Here is a 19,003-nt window from a genome sequence, read left to right on the forward strand (position 1 = left end):
CGAAGCCGCCGGTCAGCAGCAGCGCGTAGGCCAGGTCGGCCATCGGGGTCCTCCTCTGCCGCGTCCCCTGTGGTCGCGGCGGCCGCAAGGATGCGACCCCCGATCGGGCGTTTCCAGGCACCTTCACGGCTTCCTAACGGCGATGTGCCGCGGGTCATCCGAGGCTTCGTCCGGCCCCGCATGATCGGGTCGACGTCATGGGTCTCGCGAGGCTGGGCTGGGACGCATGGGGTCGACCTGACCACGGAACCTCACCCGGGGGACCATGGCCCCCGACATTCGTTCGGCATGGCGGAACTCCATCCGACGGGCTTCTCCGCCAGTGGAATTCGCCTCTAGCCTCGGTCCCATGACCTGGCACTCCGCCACCGCCGCGCCGGTGAGCCGGGACCGGCCGGTCGCCGTGATCGGCGCCGGCCCCGTCGGCATGACGGCCGCGGCCGTGCTGGCAGCGGCCGACCTGCCGGTCGTCCTCGTCGAGCTCTCGCCGAGCCCGCGGCCGGACTGGCGGGCGAGCACGTTCCACGCCGCCACGCTGGAGCTGCTCGAGACGATCGGGATCACCGACCGGATGCACGCCGAGGGCCTGGTCGTCCCCACCTTCCAGTTCCGGGACCGACGCGACGGGTTGATCGCGGAGTTCGACTTCGGGCTGCTCGCCGACGAGACGCGCTTCCCGTACCGGCTGCAGCTCAACCAGCAGCACCTCGTCCGGATGCTCGCCGAGCGGCTCGCCGGTGACGACCGGGTGCGGATGCGGTTCGGCACCCGCCTGACCGGCCTGGAGATCGACGGCGACGGGGCCCGCCTCGCGGTGAGCGGCCCGGACGGCGCGGACGAGATCCGCGCGTCCTACGTCATCGGCGCGGACGGGCCGCGCAGCACGGTGCGCTCGGCCCTCGGCGTGGCGTTCGACGGGTTCACCTACCCGGAGCGGTTCGCGATCACCAGCACGCCGGTGGACCTGCAGGAGCTCCTGCCGGACCTCGGACACGTCAACTACGTCGCCGATCCCGAGGAGTGGCTGTTCATCCTGCGCACGCCCGAATCGTGGCGCGTGCTGTGGCCGGTGCCCGCCGGCTGCTCCGCGGACGAGGCGAGCGACCCCGAGCGGCTGCAGCTGGAGCTGCAGGGCGTCGCGCCCTACGGTCCCGGCTACCCCGTGATCGACCACCAGGTCTACGGCGTGCACCAGCGGGTCGCGGCGGCGTTCCGCGTGGGCCCGGTGCTGCTCGCCGGCGACGCCGCGCACATCAACTCCCCGATCGGCGGTGTCGGGCTCAACTCGGGCATCCACGACGCGATGGACGCCGCCCGCCGCCTCGCGCGCATCGCCACCGACCCCGCCACCGGCGTCGAGGCCGAGCTGGCGGCGTACGACGAGGTGCGCCGCACGGTGGCGGTGGAGTACGTCCAGGCCGACACTCAACGCAACACCGACCGGCTGCGCGAGACCGACGACGCCGTGCGCCGCCGGAACCGGGACGAGATGCGGGCGATCGCCGCCGACCCGGTGCGGGCACGGGCCTACATCAGGCGCGTGTCGCTGCTGGAGAGCGTGCGGCGCTTCGGGATCGGCACGCCACCGCTGGAGATGGAGGGAGCGAGATGACCACACAGGTGGAGACCGAGCTGGAGGAGCTGTACCGCGACCTCGACGCCGTCGACCTCCAGCCGCTCTGGACGATCACCGAGCAGCTGCTCACCCCGACCCCGCGGCCGCGGTCCGTGCCGTGGCTGTGGTCGGCCGCCACGATGAAGCCACTCGCCCGCCGCGCGATCCGGCTCGTGCCGGTGGAGCGCGGCGGTGAGCGGCGGGTGCTCAGCCTGCGCAACCCCGGCCTCGACGGCCTGCCCTACGCCGTCGGCACGCTGTGGGGCGCGCTGCAGTGCCTCGGCCCGCGCGAGACCGCGCCCGCCCACCGCCACTCCCCCGGCGCCATCCGGTTCGTGCTGGAGGGCGAGGGCGTCCACACCACCGTCGACGGCGACGCGTGCGACATGCACCCGGGCGACCTCGTGCTCACGCCGTCGATGAACTGGCACGACCACGTCAACAGCGGCGACGGGGAGATGTTCTGGTTCGACGGGCTCGACCTGCCGATGGTCGCCGCGCTCGACAGCATCTTCTTCGAGCCCTACCCCGGGCCCGGGGAGAACCAGCCGGAGCCCGCCGAGCACAACGCGTCCGAACGCACCTACGCAGGCGGCACCCGCTACGCCGACGGCGCCGTGACCGGCGCACTCAGCCCGGCCCACTCGAAGCTGATGGTGTACCGCTGGGCCGACACCACCGCACAGCTCGACCGGCTGGCGGCGGCGACGGACGAGCCGCTGCTGTCGGTCGAGTACGCCGACCCGGAGACCGGTGCGAGCGTCATGCCCACCCTCGCGTGCTCGGCGCAGCGGATCCGTGGGCGCAGCCTGCCGGTGCGGCACACGGGCAACGCCGTGCACGTCGTGTTCGCGGGCCACGGCTCGTCCGTGATCGAGGGGCAGCGCTTCGACTGGGGTCCCGGTGACATGTTCTCCGTGCCGTCGTGGGCGGCCGCCGAGCACGCGTCGGACGGGCAGGCGGAGCTCTTCGTGCTCTCCGACGCGCCCGTGCTGCGCGCGCTCGGCCTCTACCGGGAGGAGACGCTCCCGGCCGCCCAGCCCGTCCCGTCCGTGTTCACGCCCCGGGAGCTGCCGTGAAGCTCGCCCTGTTCGACGACAACCGGCTCGGCGTCGTGACCGCGGAGGACGCGATCGTCGACGTCACCGACGCCCTGCCCGGCCCGCACGACCCCGACCCGCTCACCGCGGGCTGGTGGCGCGGCATGTGCCGGGACTTCGCGACGCTGTCCGGAGCCCTCCGCGCGGCGGCCGGGACCGGCCCGGCGCGGCCGGTGGCCGACGTCGCCCTGCGCGCCCCGGTGCTCGGGCCGTCGAAGGTGGTGGCCGCGGCGATGAACTACGGCGAGCACGTCAGCGAGATGCACGAGGTCCAGGAGCGCACGCTCGGCGGCGTCGAGGCCTGGATGATGAACTTCGACGTGTTCCTCAAGTCGCCGTCGTCGATCGTCGGCCCCGGCGCCGTCGTCACGCTCCCGCCCGACGCCGTGGCCGCCGGGCACGAGGTGCACCACGAGTCCGAGCTGGTCGTGGTGATCGGCAGCGGCGGGAAGGACATCCCGGTCGAGAAGGCCATGGACGCCGTGCTCGGCTTCACCGCCGGCCTGGACATCACCGTCCGGAGCGCGGCCGACCGCTCCCGCCGCAAGAGCTACGACGGGTTCAGCCCGCTCGGACCGTGGCTCGTCACCACCGACGAGATCGGCGACGGGTCCGACCTGGACATCCGCCTGACGTGCGGCGGGGCCGTGCGGCAGGAGGTGAACACCCGCGACATGATCACGCCGGTGCCCGCGATCGTCGCGTACGCGTCGTCGGTGATGCCGCTCCTGCCGGGCGACGTGCTGTTCACCGGCGCCCCGCCCGGCGTCGGGCCGATCGCCTCGGGCGAGCGGCTGGACATGACGATCAGCCGGATCGGGTCGATGTCGGTGACGATCGCCTGACCGACCCGGCGACCAGCACGGCCACCGCGAGCCAGACGGCCGCACCGAGCCCGGCCAGGACGTGCACGCCGTGCACGAAGTCCCCGGGCACAGCAGGCGCACCCGCCACCGCGCCGAAGACGGCCACGCCGAGCGCCGTGCCCGTCTGCCGGGCGGTGTTGTTGATCCCGCTGGCCAGCCCGGACCGCTCCCCCGGCACGGCCGACATCGCGGCCGTCACCACCGGGGCGGTGAACAGGCCCGCGCCGATGCCGATCCCGGCCAACGCCGGCAGCAGCGCCAGGTAGCCGCTCTCCGGCTCCACCAGCGCGAACCCGGCCGCGCCGACCGCGGCGACCAGCGCCCCGCCGATCAGCGGCGGGCGGGGACCGAACCGGGCGGCCAGCCGCCCGGCCACCGGCGCGAGGAACGCCAGCGGCACGAACATCGGCAGCAGCGCGACGCCCGCGGCGACCGGCCCGCGGTGCTGCACGCCCTGCAGGAACAGCGTCGTGACGAAGAGCAGCCCGTTGACCACGAGGTTCATCCCGCCCGCCGCGATGTTCGGCCCGACGAACGCGGGTCGGCGCAGCAGGTCCAGCGGGAGCATCGGCGCGCTCGCGTGCCGCTCCCGCACCACGAACGCGGCCACGCAGACCAGCGCCACGACCAGGCCCACGACCGTCAGCGGCCGGAGCCCGTGCTCGCCCGCGTCGATGACGGTGAACACGGCGGCGGCCAGGCCGACAGCGGCCAGCACGGTGCCCGGGCCATCACCGCGGCGATCGGGGCGGGCGGTGCCGGCGGGCACCAGCCGGGGGACGGCGACCAGCGCCGCGAGCACCACGGGGACGTTCACCAGGAAGACCAGCCGCCACCCGCCGGACGCCACCAGGAACCCGCCGAGCAACGGTCCGGCGGGCAACGCCAGCGACGAGACGCCCGCCCAGATCCCGAGCGCCCTGGCCCGGGCGGCACGGTCCGGGAAGGCCTCGGTGATGACGGCGAGGCTGCCGGGCAGCAGCAGGGCCGCACCGATCCCCTGCACGGCGCGGGCCCCGATCAGCATGCCCGGCCCGGTCGCCAGACCGCACGCCGCGGACGCCGCACCGAAGACCCCGAGCCCGGCGAGCACCACGCGGCGGTGCCCGATCCGGTCGCCGACGGTGCCGCCTGCCAGTAGCAGGCCGGCGATGGCCACGGCGTAGGCGTCGACGATCCACTGCGTGGCGGCGGGGTCGGCGCCCAGGGCAGCCGCGATGGACGGGAGCGCGACGTTGACGACGGTGACGTCGAGCAGCACCAGGAACATGCCGACGCACATCACTGTGAGCACAGCCATGGGCCCAGGGTCACCCGCCGACACTTCGGCGGCACCCGAAGTGTCCCCGCGCCACACTGGTGGCATGACCCAGACCCGCGGTGAGCGCGACGTCGCGGCGGTCGCACGGCTCTTCGGCGATCCCGCACGGGCGCGCATCCTCATGGCGCTGGCCGACGGCCGGTCGCTCGCCGCGTCCGTGCTCGCGGACGAGGCGGGGGTGTCGCCGTCGGCGACCAGCGGCCACCTCGCCCAGCTGCGCGAGGCGGACCTCGTCACGGTCGAGCGGTCCGGCAGGCACCGCTACCACCGCCTCGCCCGCAGCGAGGTGGCCGAGGCGCTCGAGGCGCTCGCCACCCTCGCCCCGGCGCAGCCGATCCGGTCCCTGCGCCAGCACACCCGCGCCGCGGCCCTGCGCCAGGCCCGCACGTGCTACGACCACCTCGCGGGCCGCACCGGCGTCGAGGTGACGGCGGCGCTCGTCTCCCGCGGCGCCCTCGCGACCACCGACGGCGTACCCGACACCCGCCGCCGTGACGCCGACGCCCTCTCCAAGCCGCTGCCCACCCACCCCTACCGGCTCGGCCCGGAGGCGGCACCCGTGCTGGGCGCGCTCGGCGTCGATCTCGTCGAGCTGCGGGCCCGGCCGTCCCGGCGCCCGCTGCTGCGTTTCTGCCTCGACTGGAGCGAGCAGCGCCACCACCTCGGCGGGCGGCTCGGCGCGGCCCTGCTCACCGTGTTCGTCGACCGCGGATGGGTCACCACGACGCGCAGGCGCCGGGTCCTGGACGTCACCGAGGACGGCGCCCGCGCACTTCACGACACGCTGGGGATCACGGTCTGATCGCTCAGCCTGCGTGCACGAGCTGCCGCGCGTGCCGGCCCCGGGACGGGGCACCGCGGCGGGCTGCCGCGATCGTCAGCGCCGCCAGCAGTGCGGTGACGGCCGCCGTCGCGCCGAACGCGGTCCACGTGGCGGCGTCGGGGTGCACGAGCGACTGGCCGCGCAGGGCCTGCCACGCCGTCGTGGCGAAGATCCCGGTGTACCCCAGGATGACGACGCCGGTCAGCTGCGCGCGCACCCGCTCGCTGCGCAACCACGTGACCCGCGTGGCGAGGGCGGTGAGCACCAGCACGGCGAGCACGAAGACCTGGATGGCGTGCAGGCCGATGAAGTGCGGGACGCGCAGGTCGCCGCCGGTGGCGCTCCAGTTCGTGATCGGCATGCCACCGCCGTCGGGCACCCCGACGCCGTGCGCCCCCGTCAGCGTCACCGGGCGCCCGTAGGCGTCCTCGACGGTGCGGGCGCCTTCGCTCGAGCCCGCGATGAAGAACGCGACGCCCATGCCGATGGCGGCCAGCCCGATCCCCGCGCGCAGGGCCCAGGTGAGCGCCCGCTCGCCGACCCGCTGGAACAGCAGCATGACGGCGATCACCACGCTCGCCCCGAACAGCCCGATCACCCCGGACGCGAAGACCTGCTGGCCTATCGCGTTGAACGGGTCGGTGTCGGCGTTGAAGTGGCTGTACGTGCCCCGGGCCGCCTGGACCGCGATGAACCCGACGTCGACGATGCCGGTGACTGCGAAGAGGGTGCCGAGGGTCCACATCGTGCGCCGCGCCCTGCGCAGCTTCGGCAGCATCCAGGCGAGCGTCGCGCCGTAGAGGACGAACGAGACGCCGAACTTGAACGGCTTCGCCCAGATCGACTCGTCGATGAGCTGGCGGTCGTCGACGACGAGGCCGACGCCCGCGACGACGACCAGGCACGCCATGGCGGCGACCATGATCATGAGTGGCCGATGCCAGTGCCGGACCTCTGAGACGGTGATGGACAAGGGATCCCCCCAGCTGGAGCGGGCCGTGTGCGACGCCACCAATGCTGGTTCGGCCCAGCGGGAAGATCACTGGAGCGCACCGGCCTCCCGCAGGTGGGGAGAACCCCACTCAGCGTGCGACGGCGCCCGGTTCCAGCGCGCCGGGGTGGTGCGCGAGCGCGGTGTGGTGGTCGCCGTGCGGGCCGACGTGCACGGTGGCGGCGACGAGCTTGGGCACGTCGTGCAGCAGCCGGTGCTGGACGGCGGTGGCGATGTCGTGCGCGGCCACGACGTCGAGTCCCGCGTCGACACCGATCCCGACCTCGGCACGCACCCGGTGTCCCGACCAGCGCAGCCGCAGCTCCTCGACGGCCACCACGCCGGGGACCGCGCGGACGGCGGCCTCGGCGGTGTCGACCAGATGGGGGTCGACCGCGTCCATGAGCCGGCGGAAGACGTCGACGGCCGCCCCGCGCAGCACCACCAGGATCGCGACGGTGATCAACAACCCGACGACCGGGTCGGCGAGCGGGAACCCGGCGAGCACGCCCAGCGCGGCCCCGACCACGGCGAGCGAGGTGAACCCGTCGGTGCGGGCGTGCACGCCGTCGGCCACCAGCGCCGCCGACCCGATGCGCCGTCCCACCCGGATGCGGTGCACCGCGACGAACTCGTTGCCGACGAACCCGATCAGGCCCGCGGCGAGCACGGCGCCGACGTTCTCCACCGGCCGCGGCTCCACGAGCCGTAGGATCGACTCGTAACCCGCGACGACGGCGGACAGGGCGATCATCGCGACGACGAACACCCCGGCGAGGTCCTCGGCACGCCCGTAGCCGTAGGTGTAGCGGCGGGTGGCCGCGCGGCGGCCGAGCACGAACGCGACCCACAGCGGCACCGCCGTCAACGCGTCCGAGAAGTTGTGGATCGTGTCGGCCAGCAGCGCCGTGGAGCCCGACACCAGCACGACCAGCAGCTGCGCCAGTGCCGTGGCCGCCAGCACGATCAGGCTCGTCCTCAGCGCGCGTACGCCGTCGGCGCTCGCCACGAGTGCTGCGTCGATCGAGTCGGCGTGCCCGTGTCCGTGTCCGTGTCCGTGCGATTCCACGACCCGAATCTCCAGGAGCCGGTGACGATTCGCAAGAAAACGGCGGAAATGCAAGAACCTTGCACTCAGGCCTTTTCCGCAGGTGCACTTCCGGTGTTTCCGAGATTGGTGATCAGCAGCGCGAGCTGCTCGGCGTAGCGCTCCACCAGATCGGGTGTGTCGGCCTCGACCCCGAACAGGCCGCGAGCCAGGTGCGGGTAGACGACGAGTGCGTTGGCCGCGCTCAGGGCGATGAGGTGCAGTGCGGCCGGGTCGAAGCGGTCGTCGACCTCGCCGGCCCGCTGGCGCTCCCGGATCGCCTCGACCTCGTGGCGCAGGCGGGCGTTGCGCTCCCGCGTCTCCTCGTCGTCCTCGCCGGTGTCGGCGAGACCCTCCCAGGCCAACAACCGCCCGCCCCGGTGCACGCTCGACCGCACGTACCGCTTGATCATCTCGGCAAGGGGGGTGTCGTCGGGGATCGCCTCGGCCTCGTAGGCCCGCCACCGCCGGCCCATCTCGCGGTACAGGCCTTCCTTGCCGTCGAAGTAGTACGCGATGAGCTGCTGGTTCACCCCGGCGCGTGCGGCGATCTCGGACACCCGGGCCCCGGCGAACCCCTTCGCCGCGAACTCCGCGGTGGCGGCCTCGAGGATGCGCGCCTTCGTGCGCTCGGGGTCGCGCTGCCGCTCGTGCGGCGCCGGAGCCCGTCGCCCCCTGCTCGTGGTCACCTAGGGCATTCTGCCGAAGAAAGTTCTCCGCGACGTGTCGAGTGGGGGCGGTCCCGTTCGTAGCCCAGGTGAGAGACCGGCACGGGCCGGTCGGCTCCGCAACTCGTGAAGGAGTGATCGTGATGCAGTACCTGCTCAACGTGCACATCGTCGAAGGCGAACCGGCGCCGTCCCCCGAAGGCGCCGTCGAGCGCGTCAACACCGAGATGCGCGACGCCGGGGTGTGGGTCTTCGGTGGTGGCCTGCTCCCGTCGGACAGCGCCACGGTCGTCCGCTCCGAGGGCGGCGCGATCACCACGACCGACGGGCCGTTCGTCGAGACGAAGGAACAGGTCGGCGGCTTCTGGATCATCCGCTGCGCCACCCGGGACGACGCGCTGGCCTGGGCGGAGAAGTGCACGCAGGCGTGCGGGGTGCCGATCGAGGTGCGGCCGTTCGACGACGAGTCCGGGGAGTGACCCACTTCCATGGACATGGCGAGCGTCTACCGGGCGGAGTACGGCCGGTGCGTGGCCACGCTGACCCGCCTCCTCGGTGACATCGGCCTCGCCGAGGAGGCGGTCCAGGACGCGTTCGCCGTGGCGGTGGAGCGGTGGGACCCCCCACCGCCCAACCCCGGCGCATGGATCGTCACGACCGCCCGCAACCGGGCCATCGACCGGCTCCGGCGGGAGTCGACCCGTGAGGCCCGCCACGCCCAGGCGCTGCTGCTGCACCAACCCGACGAGCCGGAGGAGGTGGGACCGGTGCGCGACGACCAGCTCCGCATGATCTTCACCTGCTGCCACCCCGCGCTCTCGCCCCTCGCGCAGACCGCGCTCACCCTGCGCCTGCTCGGCGGGCTCGAGGTGCCCGAGATCGCCCGGGCGTACCTCGTGCCGGAGGCGACCGTCGCCCAGCGGATCGTCCGCGCCAAGAAGAAGATCCGCGACGCCGCCATCCCCTACCGCGTGCCGGAGGAGAGCGAGCTGCCCGACCGGCTCCCCCCGGTGCTGACCGTGCTCTACCTGATCTTCAACGAGGGCTACGCGTCGACGTCCGGCGCGCTGGTGCGCACCGACCTGTGCCTGGAGGCCCTCCGACTCGCCAGATCGCTCGCCGCCCTGATGCCCGACGAGCCGGAGGTGCTCGGGCTGCTCGCGCTGATGCTGCTCACCGAGGCCCGCCGCCCCGCGCGGGTGGGCCCCTCCGGTGAGCTCGTGCCGCTCGCCGAGCAGGACCGGTCGCTGTGGAACCACGAGCTGATCGCCGAGGGCCACGACCTCGTGCGCCGGTGCCTGCGCCGGGACCGGCCCGGCCCCTACCAGCTGCAGGCCGCCATCAACGCGGTGCACACCGACGGGCCGGCCACCGACTGGGCCCAGGTGCTCGCGCTGTACGACCAGCTCCTGCACCACACGCCGACCCCCGTCGTGGCGCTCAACCGCGCGGTGGCGGTCGCCGAGGTGCACGGCCCCGCGGCGGCGCTGGCCGTCGTCGAGGACCTGGACCTGCCGGGCTACCACCTGCTCCCCGCCACCCGGGCCGACCTGCTGGCTCGCATCGGGCGGAACGCCGAGGCGCGCGCCGCGTACGACGAGGCCATCGCGCTCGCCACCAACGACACGGAGCGGGCGTTCCTGCAGGAGCGCCGCTCCCGACTCGACTCGTGACCAGGGTTCAGGGGCGGGACGAGACGGCGAGCGCGGCACCGACCTGGTCGGCCAGCGCGGAGGCGACACGGAACTGCTCCCGGGACGGCCGGACCAGGCGGGTCGCCGCGACGAGCAGGAAGCGGCCCCGCGCCACACCACCGCTGCGGACCGCGAGCGCGATCTCCGTGCCGGTGGGCAGGCCCTGCCGGTCCACGTCGAACGGCCGACCGTCGTAGCTGACGACGCCGTCGCCGTCGAGGGTGGCGAGCACCGGTCCGTCGCCGGGATCGAACGCGCAGGAGTCGAGCTGCAGGACGTCGGCGATCTGCTCGCCCACGTGCCGGATGAGCGACTCCGTCGACGTACGCCCGGCCCCGACGGTCGCGGCGGTGCTCACGACGCCGTCCAGGTAACCCTGCTCCCGGCTGGCCCTGGCCTGCCGGCGGCGCCGCCAGATCGCGATCTCGGCGACGAGGTCCACCCGGCCATCGAACCCCGGCGGGCCGGCCCGCGGGGGCTCCGGGCGTCAGGAACGCGTCAGGATCTCGCCTCCCCATATTTTCCTTGACAAGTATATACGTGAAGAGGCATGCTCAGGCCATGAGGGAGGCGGCCTGGTCGGCACTCGTCGACCCGCACCGCCGGGCGATCCTCGAGATGCTCAGGGAACGCCCGCGTGCGGTGGGCGACCTGGCCGACGGGCTCGGGTTCAGCCAGCCGATGACGTCGAAGCACCTCCGCGTGCTGCGCGACTCCGGCCTCGTGTCGGTCCGAGCGGAGGCGCAGCGGCGCATCTACGCGATCGACCCCGACGGACTGGCCGAGCTGGACGCGTGGCTCGCGCCGTACCGACGGCTGTGGAACGACCGGCTCGACGCTCTGGGGCGCCACCTCGACACCGACAGCGACAGCGACACCGACACCGACACCGACACCAAGGAGAAGTGATGGATCGGGGCACCTTCGTCGATCTCGACGGCCGGCCGGCGGTGCGGTTCGAACGCACCTACTCGCATCCGCCCGAGCGCGTCTGGTCGGCGATCACGGAACCGGCCGAGCTCGCACACTGGTTTCCGGCGACGGTGTCGCTGGAGCACCGGGTCGGAGGAACGATCGAGTTCACCGGTGACCCCAACATCGACCCGGGGTCGGGCACGGTACTGGAGTTCGACCCGCCCCGCCGGCTCGCCTACACGTGGGGCCGCGACGAGCTGCACTTCCGGCTGGAGCCCACCGACGACGGCGGGTGCACTGTGACGTTCTTCGACGTGCTGGAGGCGCGCGACGCGGCGGCGCGCAACGCCGCCGGTTGGACGGTCTGCCTCGTCGAGCTCGGCAAGCACGTCTCCGGCGCGGTCGCCGACGGACCGCACAGCGCCACGGCCGAGCCGTGGCAGCCGCAGTACGACGACTACGTGGCCGCCGGCATGCCGGCCGGCGCTCCGATCCCGGGTCGCTGATGTCCCACGACCAGGACGCCACGTTCCGCGCGACGACGAGAGCCGGCACGTAGGCTTTCCGCGTGTCCTCGTGTTGCCCACCGGGCCGCTCCGGTGCCGAGCCGCTCGACCGGGGCCCGGTCGCCGTCGGCGCCACCCGGCTCGACGGCATGGTCGAGCTGCCGGGCGGCACGTTCCGCATGGGCACCGACGACCCGGACGGCTTCCCCCAGGACCACGAGGGGCCGGTCCGGGAGGTCTCGGTGGGGCCCTTCGCGATCGCAGCGCACTGCGTCACGAACGAACGGTTCGCCGAGTTCGTCGACGCCACCGGCTACGAGACCGACGCCGAGCGGTTCGGCTGGTCGTACGTGTTCGCGAAGTTCCTGCCCAAGGAGCTGCGGCGGGCCTCCCCGCGCCTGGACGGGACGCCGTGGTGGTGCGGGGTGGCGGGGGCGCAGTGGCGGCGTCCCGAAGGGCCGGGGAGCGACCTCGACGGCCGTGGGAACCACCCGGTCGTGCACGTGTCCTGGCACGACGCGGCGGCGTTCTGCACGTGGGCGGGTGCGCGGCTCCCGACGGAGGCGGAGTGGGAGTACGCGGCGCGGGGTGGGCTGGACCAGGCCCGCTACCCGTGGGGCGACGAGCTCACGCCGGGCGGCGAGCACCGGTGCAACATCTGGCAGGGGCGGTTCCCGGTGCAGAACAGCGAGGAGGACGGCTTCTCGGGCACCGCGCCGGTGGACGCGTTCGCGCCGAACGGCTTCGGCCTGTACAACGTGGCGGGCAACGTGTGGGAGTGGTGTGCCGACTGGTTCGACGGGGCCGAGCAGGCCCGCGCGATGCGCGGGGGTTCCTACCTGTGCCACGAGTCGTACTGCAACCGCTACCGGGTGGCCGCCCGCACCGCCAACACCCCGGACAGCTCGGTCGGCAACCTCGGGTTCCGCGTCGTGACCTCCTGAGCTCGCCGCTCGGGGGTCAGAGCCAGACGACGACCTGGCGCAGCAGGATCGCGGCGACGAAGACCACGATGAACGCCAGGTCGATCCCCACGGAGCCGAACCGGACCGGTGGGAGGACCCGGCGGACCGGGGCGAGCACCGGCTCGGTGACGGCGTGCGTGACGCGGCGGGCGCTGCGGCGCCACTCGGGTTCTGGCCCCGACGACAGCACCGCGATCCAGTCGACTGCCATCCGCGCCAGCAGCACGAGCTGGAAGAGCAGCAGCACCGTGCCGAGCAGCGCACCGATCGCGGACATCCCGGTCTCCTCCCGTTGTCTGCCCGGACAACGCGGGAGGGGCCGGCAAAGTGTCCGGATCGTCCCGGCTCACCGGAACTCGGTGCGCTGCGCCGGCGCCCACTCCTCGGTCCCCGGCTCGGCCACGCTGCTCCGCAGCGCCCTCCACCTGGCGTTCGATCGCAATCCGGCACCGGGACGTGCCGTTCGAGACCCGGGCGCCGGTCAGCCGCCGTGCGGGAACCGTCCCGGCGGGCGCTCCAGGTCGAGGGTCAGTGCAGCACGCCGTAGCGGACCAGCAGCGTGTCGCTCTCCGCCACCACCGAGAGCAGCTCCAGCCGCGCCGGGTCGATGTCGACGCCGGTGGCGATCCGGCCGGCGCCGCCGGAGACGAGCACGGGCGAGACGGTGAGCCGCAGCTCGTCGACGACCCCCGCCGCGAGCAGCGAGCCGAAGAGCTGCGCCCCGCCCTCGGAGTCGACGTGCTCGAGACCGTCCGCGGCGAGCCGGGCCACGGCCAGGCGCAGGTCGACCTCCCGCTCCCCGGCGATCACGACGGTGGCACCTGCGGCGGCCCAGGCATCGCGCTTGCGGTCCGGCACCATCGCGGTGGTGATCACGTAGGTGGGCACCAGCGCCTCGGTGACGACCGGCGCGTCCTCCGGCAGCCCGCCGGTCGTGACCACGGCCGTCGGGGGGACCGGGGCGAGGCCGTGGCGCTCGCGGCGGGCGGCGGTCTCCGGGTCCGGGTGCACGCCGCGGAACTCCTCGACCATCGCGGTCGTGGCGCCCACCAGCAGCACGTCGGCGAGGTCGCTGCCCAGCCGCAGAACCCGCCGGTCGGGCTCGTTGGACAGCTCCCGCGCCCGGCCGTGCAGCGCGACCGCGCCGTCGGCGCTCGCCACGAAGTTCACGCAGAGCCATCGCCGCCCGGGATACGCGTAGAGCCGTTCGAGCTGCTCGTCGTCGAGCACGCCCACGTCCTGGGGTGGCCAGATCTGGCGCATCAGGCGATCCACTCCGAGGCCCGCGCCGGCGGCCTGCCGTCGAAGACGCTGGCGACGATCTCCAGGGCGTGCCGGGTCGGCTCCACCTCGTGGGCGCGGAACACGCGGGCGCCCGCCTGCGCGGCGATGGTGGTGGCCGCGAGCGTGCCGGCGAGGCGCTCGCCGAGCCCGACCCCGAGCGTCTCGCCGACGAACGTCTTGTTGGACAGCGCCATCAGCACCGGCCACCCGGTGGCCACGAACCGCGGCACCGCGCGCAGCAGCTGCAGGTGGTCGGCCGTGTTCTTGCCGAAGCCGGTGGCGTCGATCAGGATGCCCTCCCGCGGCACGCCCCTGGCCTCGGCCAGCTCGGCGAGCCCCACGGTGTGGTCCAGTACCGCCGCGACGACGTCGTCGTAGTCGGGGCGGACCGGCGCGGAGCGCGGCTCCCGCCCGCCGGTGTGCGTGCACACGTACCCGGCGCCGTACTCCGCAGCGACGTCGATCAGCTTCGGGTCGAAGCCCGCCCAGGCGTCGTTGAGCAGGTCGGCGCCCGCCCGGCACGCAGCGGCGCCGACCTCGTGCCGCCAGGTGTCGATGCTGATGATGATGTCCGGGTGCCGCTCCCGGATGTACTCGACGGTGGGCACGACCCGGCGGATCTCCTCGTCGGCGTCCACGTCGTCGCCGGGGCTCGCGGCCACGCCACCGATGTCGATCATGTCGGCGCCCTCGGCGACGGCCCGCTCGATCGCGGCCTTCGCGGGCTCGTCGGTGAACGTGGCGCCGCGGTCGTAGAACGAGTCCGGGGTGCGGTTGACGATCGCCATGACCAGCGCGCGGTCGCGCACCGGACGGCGCCCGCGTATCACCAGATCGCCCGCCGCCTCAGCCATGCGCACCGCTCCCGCTCTCCGCGCCGTCCCCGACGCACCTGGCCGGGACTCTACGTCTCGACCGTGCCGGCCAGCACGACCGGCAGGATCGTCGAACGGATCTGGGAAGCCCTGAACAATCCCACGTGCGAATTCATGCATGCGAGAAGAGCTCCCCTGATCGGGTGTTTTCATGCTGTGCCGGACGCCGTAGCGTTCGCGGGCGTCCAGTTCGCACGAGCTCGGGAGGTTCGGTGTCACTGACGGTTCCGGCGGCCCTGTTGGAGAAGGCCCAGGAAGGGACAGTCGAAGACGAAGAATTCGTCGCCTGCATCCGCGATTCGCTTCCGTACGCGTGGTCGATGGTGGAGCGGCTGGCGAAGGAACTGGAGGCGAGCGGAGCGCCGTCCGCGCAGAACCTGGAGGTCCCGCCGGACGAGCGTTCGTGGGGCGAGGTATTCCGGCTGGTCGGGAGCGACTCGATGCGTGGCGCCGTGCAGCGGCACTTCGGGGTGCGGCTGGCATTCCAGAACTGCTGCCGCGTCGGATTGTTCCGCCCGGACGCCACCGCGGAGTACGAGGAATTCGTCTCACCCCGCGCGCAGCTGCTCAACCAGAAACCGGAGCTGCTCAACTGCTGAGGTGACGCGCTCTGCGTGTGGTCTTCGCAGGGCCCACGGGCTCTGCGAAGGCCGCACCCGGCGCGCGTAACCTTTTGCCCATGACCATCAGCCAGTCCGGCAAGCCCCGAATCGCTGTCACCCTCGGCGACCCCGCCGGGATCGGCCCGGAGCTGGTCGCCCGGCTGTTGGCCGACGAGGGCACCGCGGAGGCGGCCGACATCGTGCTGATCTCCGACGAGCGTGAGCTCGCCGACGCGCAGTCCGACGCCGGCGTGACGTTCGCCCTCGGCGGGCCGGGCGGGCCCCGGCTGCACGACAACGGGGCGGCGCGGCCCGGCACGTTCGAACGCAAGGCCGCCACCGAGGCGGGCGGGCGCTGGGCGATGAGCAACCTGCGCGTCGCGCTGGAGATGGCCGACGCGGGCGAGGTCGACGCGATCCTGTTCGCGCCGCTGAACAAGTCCTCGCTGCACATGGCCGGCATGCGGGAGAAGGACGAGCTGCGCTGGTTCGAGACGATCCTCGGCGCCGAGTCGTTCACCTGCGAGCTGAACGTGCTGCCGACCATCTGGACCGCGCGGGTCACGTCGCACGTGTCGATCGCCGAGGTCGCGGAGGGCATCACCCGCGAGAACGTGCTCGGCGCAGGGCGGCTGCTGCACACGGTGCTGCGCGACTCCGGCATCGCGGCGCCCCGCATCGGAGTCTGCGCGCTCAACCCGCACGCGGGCGAGAGCGGCCGCTTCGGCCGCCACGAGATCGACGTCATCGCGCCGGCCGTGGCCGAGCTGGGGGCCGAGGGCGTGGACGCGGCCGGCCCGTTCCCGTCCGACACGATCTTCCTGCGCCGGGAGGAGTTCGACGGGATCCTGACCATGTACCACGACCAGGGGCAGATCGCGATGAAGCTGATCGGCTTCGACGGCGGGGTGACGATGGCGGGCGGGCTACGGGTGCCCATCTGCACGCCGGCCCACGGCACGGCGTTCGACCTGGTGGGGCGCCGGGCGGCCAACACCGGTTCGATCCGCAACGCGTTCGACCTCGCCACCCGGATCGGCGCGCGCCGCCGCTCCGACAGCACGCTCGGCCGTTCGGTCTAATCCACTCAGCGCCGATCGACCCAGCGCAGCGTACTCGTCACGGATCGGAACTCGTCTCACAGGCAAGTGCACGTGCGAGTAATATGCGCGTCACTGTGAGTCAGGAGCTGAGCATGGCGGAGCGCGGTGCGGATCGCGTTGCCGTGCGCGTGCTGGAGGGGCTCGGCAAGCGGCTGTGGGGCTTCCCGCCCCGGCTGATGGCCCCGATCGTGTCCCAGCTGGGGGCCGTGCAGGCGCTCGGCTGGTTCGTGCGCAACATGCCGCGCTACGAACGCACCCTCCGGAGCCTCGGCCCGCTGCGCACCCATCTGGTCTGCACGCTCATCTCGCTCTACAACGGATGCCGCTACTGCTCGTTCGGGCACCTGTACGCGGTGGAGCTGATCTACCTCGACCAACGCGGCCGGCTCTTCCCCGTCGACGCGCGGTCGGTGGAGGACTGGATCGGGCTGAGCCCGCCCGAGCTGCGCCGCCGGATGGTCGATGTGCTGCAGCAGGCCGATCTCCACGGTGAGGTGCTGTGGGTCGACTCCGCGCTGGCGCTGGCCAGCGGGTCCCAGCGGCCCGTCGACGCGCAGGAGGCCCGCATCGCCCACCTCGCCTCGATGTTCCGCGTCCTCAACGACGTCGGCATCGCGCGCCGCGTCGAGCCCGACGAGGCGCACGACCCGCTGAACAAGAACGCCCGGCTCAAGGAGCGCCACCGCGAGCTGCGGGCCTCACCGGCGTAGATCCCTCCCGGTAGCGTCGGCACGTGCCCACCACCCTCACCGTGCACGCGGACGTCCGGGCGCGGTTCCCGCAGCTGCGCGTCGAACTGGTCGTCGCCACCGGGCTGGACAACACCGGTCACTGGCCCGACGCGGAGTCCGCGCTGGCCGCGGCCGAGGCGGACGCCGCCACCGGGGCGCTCACCTGGTCGGAGGACGACCCCGCGATCGCCTCGTGGCACGCGGCCTACCGCGCGTTCGGCACCAACCCGCGCCGCACGCGGCCCAGCGTGGACGCGCTACTGCGGCGCCTGGTGCGGCAGGGCAGGCTTCCCCGGGTCAACGGCGCGGTGGACGCCTACAACGCGACCTCCGTGCGCTTCGCCGTGCCGGCCGGCGCGTTCGACCTCGACCGGCTGGGCGCGAACGTCCAGATCCGGCCCGCCACCGCCGACGACCGCTTCACGCCCCTCGGAGAGCCCGACGAGGTGGAGACGCCTGGTGCCGGGGAGGTCGTGTACGCGCAGGGCACCGAGGTGCTCACCCGGCACTGGAACCACCGCGACGCCCACCTCACGCGGGTCCAGGAGGCCACGACGTCCGCGGTCTTCATGCTGGAACGCGTGAGCGCCGACGTTCCGGCCGAGCGGCTCGCCGGCGCCGCGGCGCACCTGGCGACGCTGCTCACCCCGCACGCCGCGGCCGTGACCTCGACGACGCTCACGGCGGAGGCGACCGGGGTGCGCCTCGACACGGCCGCAGGGCACGCCCTGCCGTAGCCCGGAGGCGGATGCGGCACCCTGTCTCCCGTGCCACGCCGCTCCGCCTCGACGCCCAGCCTGTCCCGCTACTGGAACGGCTACGTCGACCACTGCGCGGGTTCGGTGGCCCGCTTCCGCCGGATCACCTACGCGCTCCCGGCCGGGCCGGCACGCACCTGGCTCGGCGAGATCGCACAGCGGCTCGACGTCGAGCTCGATGCCGTGCGCAGGCTGGCGATCGTCGGGGACTCGATCGAGCCCAGGTGGTTCCGGGTGCGCGAGGCGCCGGCCAAGCGCATCGCCCAGCGCCTCGAGGCCGCGCGCACCGCGTTCGCCGACGCGGTGTCGCAGGCCGCGGAGGTGGCCGAGCAGGTCGCCCTCGACCCGGCCCACAGCGACGTGCGCGCGAACCTGGAGGTGCTGAGCCGGCAGGCGTCGCAGCTGGCCCTGACGCCCGCCCCGCCGGAGCCGGAACCGGAGCAGCCACGGCGCCGCCGGCGCCGCCGCGAGCGCGCCTGAGCCTGAGGTCAGCCCGTCCGGCGCAGGGGTTCCTGGACGCCGGCTGCCGGGATCGGGATGACGCCGCGGCCGGAGTTGCCGGGGTACCGGGAGCGGGGTGCCCGACCGTGTGGCTGCTCCACCGGCTCCACCGGGTCCGGTGGCGGGATCGGCACCACCTGCGGCTCGTCGTCGAGGGCGATGGCCTCGTCGTGGTGGCGCAGGCGCATCGGCGGCCCCGAGACCAGCCGGTACTCGGCCTCCTCCGGGCGGATCTCCACCCGCAGCTGCCTGCCCTGCCACCTCAACCCGAACGAGATCCGCGACAGCGCCGGGGGCAGCCGCGGCGCGAACCCGATCCCCGACTCGTCCATCCGCATGCCGCCGAACCCGGCCACCACGGCGGTCCAGGTGCCGGCCATCGACGCGATGTGCACGCCGTGGTCGGAGTTGCCCGCCAGGTCCTCGATGTCCACCAGCGCGGCCTCGGCGAGGTAGTCGTAGGCGAGCTCGAGGTGCCCGGTCCAGGCCGCCACCACCGCCTGCGTGCACGCCGACAGCGACGAGTCGCGCACCGTCAACGCCTCGTAGTAGGCGAAGTTGCGCCGCATCTGCTCCGGCGTGAAGGCGTCCGGCCGCA

At 73.4% G+C, this 19,003-nt stretch carries 23 protein-coding genes; 14 read left to right on the forward strand and 9 right to left on the reverse strand.

The genetic code is table 11. The annotated features are described in order from the left end of the window. Positions 1 to 349 precede the first annotated feature (349 nt). The 3 genes from ABEA81_RS33665 to ABEA81_RS33675 are packed head-to-tail and all read left to right on the forward strand — an operon-like array spanning position 350 to position 3,560. Positions 350 to 1,612 (forward strand): FAD-dependent oxidoreductase, encoded by a 1,263-nt coding sequence (locus tag ABEA81_RS33665; protein WP_345610797.1) that lies wholly within the window; start codon positions 350 to 352, stop codon positions 1,610 to 1,612. Continuing rightward, entirely contained in the window at positions 1,609 to 2,694 is a 1,086-nt protein-coding gene (locus ABEA81_RS33670; protein WP_345610799.1) for a cupin domain-containing protein, read from the forward strand. Before ABEA81_RS33665 ends, ABEA81_RS33670 begins: the two co-directional genes overlap by 4 nt. Then, positions 2,691 to 3,560, forward strand: a complete 870-nt coding sequence (locus ABEA81_RS33675; RefSeq protein ID WP_345610800.1) for a fumarylacetoacetate hydrolase family protein — start codon at positions 2,691 to 2,693, stop codon at positions 3,558 to 3,560. Before ABEA81_RS33670 ends, ABEA81_RS33675 begins: the two co-directional genes overlap by 4 nt. Here ABEA81_RS33675 and ABEA81_RS33680 read toward each other — a convergent pair. After that, positions 3,523 to 4,881 carry an MFS transporter gene (locus ABEA81_RS33680; RefSeq protein ID WP_345610802.1) on the reverse strand — a complete coding sequence of 453 codons (1,359 nt, stop codon included), beginning with the start codon at positions 4,879 to 4,881 and terminating at the stop codon, positions 3,523 to 3,525. The two genes, ABEA81_RS33675 and ABEA81_RS33680, sit on opposite strands and share 38 nt — an antisense overlap. A gap of 64 nt (positions 4,882 to 4,945) precedes the next feature. Between ABEA81_RS33680 and ABEA81_RS33685 the strand changes: the two genes are divergently transcribed. Beyond that, positions 4,946 to 5,704 (forward strand): ArsR/SmtB family transcription factor, encoded by a 759-nt coding sequence (locus ABEA81_RS33685; protein WP_345610804.1) that lies wholly within the window; start codon positions 4,946 to 4,948, stop codon positions 5,702 to 5,704. Between the two features lie 4 nt (positions 5,705 to 5,708). On the opposite strand, the gene ABEA81_RS33690 is transcribed toward ABEA81_RS33685, so the two are convergent. The 3 genes from ABEA81_RS33690 to ABEA81_RS33700 form a co-directional block, all read right to left on the reverse strand. Then, a complete protein-coding gene (locus ABEA81_RS33690; protein ID WP_345610805.1) occupies positions 5,709 to 6,653 on the reverse strand; it encodes a hypothetical protein in 945 nt (314 codons plus the stop codon). Between the two features lie 154 nt (positions 6,654 to 6,807). After that, positions 6,808 to 7,785 (reverse strand): cation diffusion facilitator family transporter, encoded by a 978-nt coding sequence (locus tag ABEA81_RS33695; protein WP_345610807.1) that lies wholly within the window; start codon positions 7,783 to 7,785, stop codon positions 6,808 to 6,810. 65 nt (positions 7,786 to 7,850) lie between these two features. Continuing rightward, positions 7,851 to 8,492, reverse strand: coding sequence for a TetR/AcrR family transcriptional regulator (locus tag ABEA81_RS33700; RefSeq protein ID WP_345610808.1), 642 nt, complete (start codon positions 8,490 to 8,492; stop codon positions 7,851 to 7,853). Between the two features lie 122 nt (positions 8,493 to 8,614). Between ABEA81_RS33700 and ABEA81_RS33705 the strand changes: the two genes are divergently transcribed. Both ABEA81_RS33705 and ABEA81_RS33710 read left to right on the forward strand, forming a co-directional pair. Next, positions 8,615 to 8,950, forward strand: coding sequence for a YciI family protein (locus ABEA81_RS33705; protein ID WP_345610834.1), 336 nt, complete (start codon positions 8,615 to 8,617; stop codon positions 8,948 to 8,950). A gap of 9 nt (positions 8,951 to 8,959) precedes the next feature. Beyond that, positions 8,960 to 10,144 carry an RNA polymerase sigma factor gene (locus ABEA81_RS33710; protein WP_345610809.1) on the forward strand — a complete coding sequence of 395 codons (1,185 nt, stop codon included), beginning with the start codon at positions 8,960 to 8,962 and terminating at the stop codon, positions 10,142 to 10,144. Positions 10,145 to 10,151: 7 nt separating this feature from the next. Here the strand turns inward: ABEA81_RS33710 and ABEA81_RS33715 are convergent, their stop codons facing one another. Continuing rightward, positions 10,152 to 10,607: a hypothetical protein gene (locus tag ABEA81_RS33715; RefSeq protein ID WP_345610811.1), complete on the reverse strand. Its 456-nt coding sequence runs from the start codon at positions 10,605 to 10,607 to the stop codon at positions 10,152 to 10,154. A gap of 119 nt (positions 10,608 to 10,726) precedes the next feature. Here ABEA81_RS33715 and ABEA81_RS33720 point away from each other — a divergent pair, with 119 nt between their 5' ends. The 3 genes from ABEA81_RS33720 (at position 10,727) to ABEA81_RS33730 (ending at position 12,530) form a co-directional block, all read left to right on the forward strand. Then, on the forward strand, positions 10,727 to 11,074 hold the full coding sequence (locus tag ABEA81_RS33720) for an ArsR/SmtB family transcription factor (RefSeq protein WP_345610812.1): 348 nt from the start codon (positions 10,727 to 10,729) through the stop codon (positions 11,072 to 11,074). Continuing rightward, on the forward strand, positions 11,074 to 11,586 hold the full coding sequence (locus ABEA81_RS33725) for an SRPBCC family protein (RefSeq protein WP_345610813.1): 513 nt from the start codon (positions 11,074 to 11,076) through the stop codon (positions 11,584 to 11,586). Before ABEA81_RS33720 ends, ABEA81_RS33725 begins: the two co-directional genes overlap by 1 nt. A 62-nt stretch (positions 11,587 to 11,648) precedes the next feature. Beyond that, positions 11,649 to 12,530, forward strand: coding sequence for a formylglycine-generating enzyme family protein (locus tag ABEA81_RS33730; protein ID WP_345610814.1), 882 nt, complete (start codon positions 11,649 to 11,651; stop codon positions 12,528 to 12,530). 16 nt (positions 12,531 to 12,546) lie between these two features. Here the strand turns inward: ABEA81_RS33730 and ABEA81_RS33735 are convergent, their stop codons facing one another. The 3 genes from ABEA81_RS33735 to folP all read right to left on the reverse strand — a co-directional run bounded on the left by ABEA81_RS33735 (position 12,547) and on the right by folP (position 14,689). Continuing rightward, entirely contained in the window at positions 12,547 to 12,828 is a 282-nt protein-coding gene (locus ABEA81_RS33735; protein ID WP_345610816.1) for a YggT family protein, read from the reverse strand. Between the two features lie 251 nt (positions 12,829 to 13,079). Next, a complete protein-coding gene (locus ABEA81_RS33740) occupies positions 13,080 to 13,814 on the reverse strand; it encodes a dihydrofolate reductase family protein (RefSeq protein ID WP_345610817.1) in 735 nt (244 codons plus the stop codon). Further along, a complete protein-coding gene (gene folP / locus ABEA81_RS33745; RefSeq protein WP_345610818.1) occupies positions 13,814 to 14,689 on the reverse strand; it encodes a dihydropteroate synthase in 876 nt (291 codons plus the stop codon). The genes ABEA81_RS33740 and folP overlap by 1 nt, the downstream gene beginning before the upstream one ends. A 233-nt stretch (positions 14,690 to 14,922) precedes the next feature. Here folP and ABEA81_RS33750 point away from each other — a divergent pair, with 233 nt between their 5' ends. The 5 genes from ABEA81_RS33750 (at position 14,923) to ABEA81_RS33770 (ending at position 18,384) form a co-directional block, all read left to right on the forward strand. Continuing rightward, complete coding sequence (locus ABEA81_RS33750; RefSeq protein WP_345610820.1) at positions 14,923 to 15,309, forward strand: SCO5389 family protein; 387 nt, start codon at positions 14,923 to 14,925, stop codon at positions 15,307 to 15,309. An 80-nt stretch (positions 15,310 to 15,389) separates the two neighbouring features. Further along, positions 15,390 to 16,394, forward strand: coding sequence for a 4-hydroxythreonine-4-phosphate dehydrogenase PdxA (locus ABEA81_RS33755; RefSeq protein ID WP_345610822.1), 1,005 nt, complete (start codon positions 15,390 to 15,392; stop codon positions 16,392 to 16,394). 113 nt (positions 16,395 to 16,507) lie between these two features. Then, positions 16,508 to 17,125 (forward strand): hypothetical protein, encoded by a 618-nt coding sequence (locus ABEA81_RS33760; protein ID WP_345610824.1) that lies wholly within the window; start codon positions 16,508 to 16,510, stop codon positions 17,123 to 17,125. Between the two features lie 23 nt (positions 17,126 to 17,148). Next, positions 17,149 to 17,883 carry a B3/B4 domain-containing protein gene (locus ABEA81_RS33765; protein WP_345610826.1) on the forward strand — a complete coding sequence of 245 codons (735 nt, stop codon included), beginning with the start codon at positions 17,149 to 17,151 and terminating at the stop codon, positions 17,881 to 17,883. Positions 17,884 to 17,913: 30 nt separating this feature from the next. Next, positions 17,914 to 18,384, forward strand: coding sequence for a hypothetical protein (locus ABEA81_RS33770; RefSeq protein WP_345610828.1), 471 nt, complete (start codon positions 17,914 to 17,916; stop codon positions 18,382 to 18,384). A gap of 8 nt (positions 18,385 to 18,392) precedes the next feature. On the opposite strand, the gene ABEA81_RS33775 is transcribed toward ABEA81_RS33770, so the two are convergent. Beyond that, a partial coding sequence (locus tag ABEA81_RS33775; RefSeq protein WP_345610831.1) for a glycosyl hydrolase family 65 protein occupies positions 18,393 to 19,003 on the reverse strand: 611 nt, incomplete at its 5' end.

It is taken from the genome of Pseudonocardia adelaidensis (genome assembly GCF_039543345.1).
GTDB lineage: Bacteria > Actinomycetota > Actinomycetes > Mycobacteriales > Pseudonocardiaceae > Pseudonocardia > Pseudonocardia adelaidensis.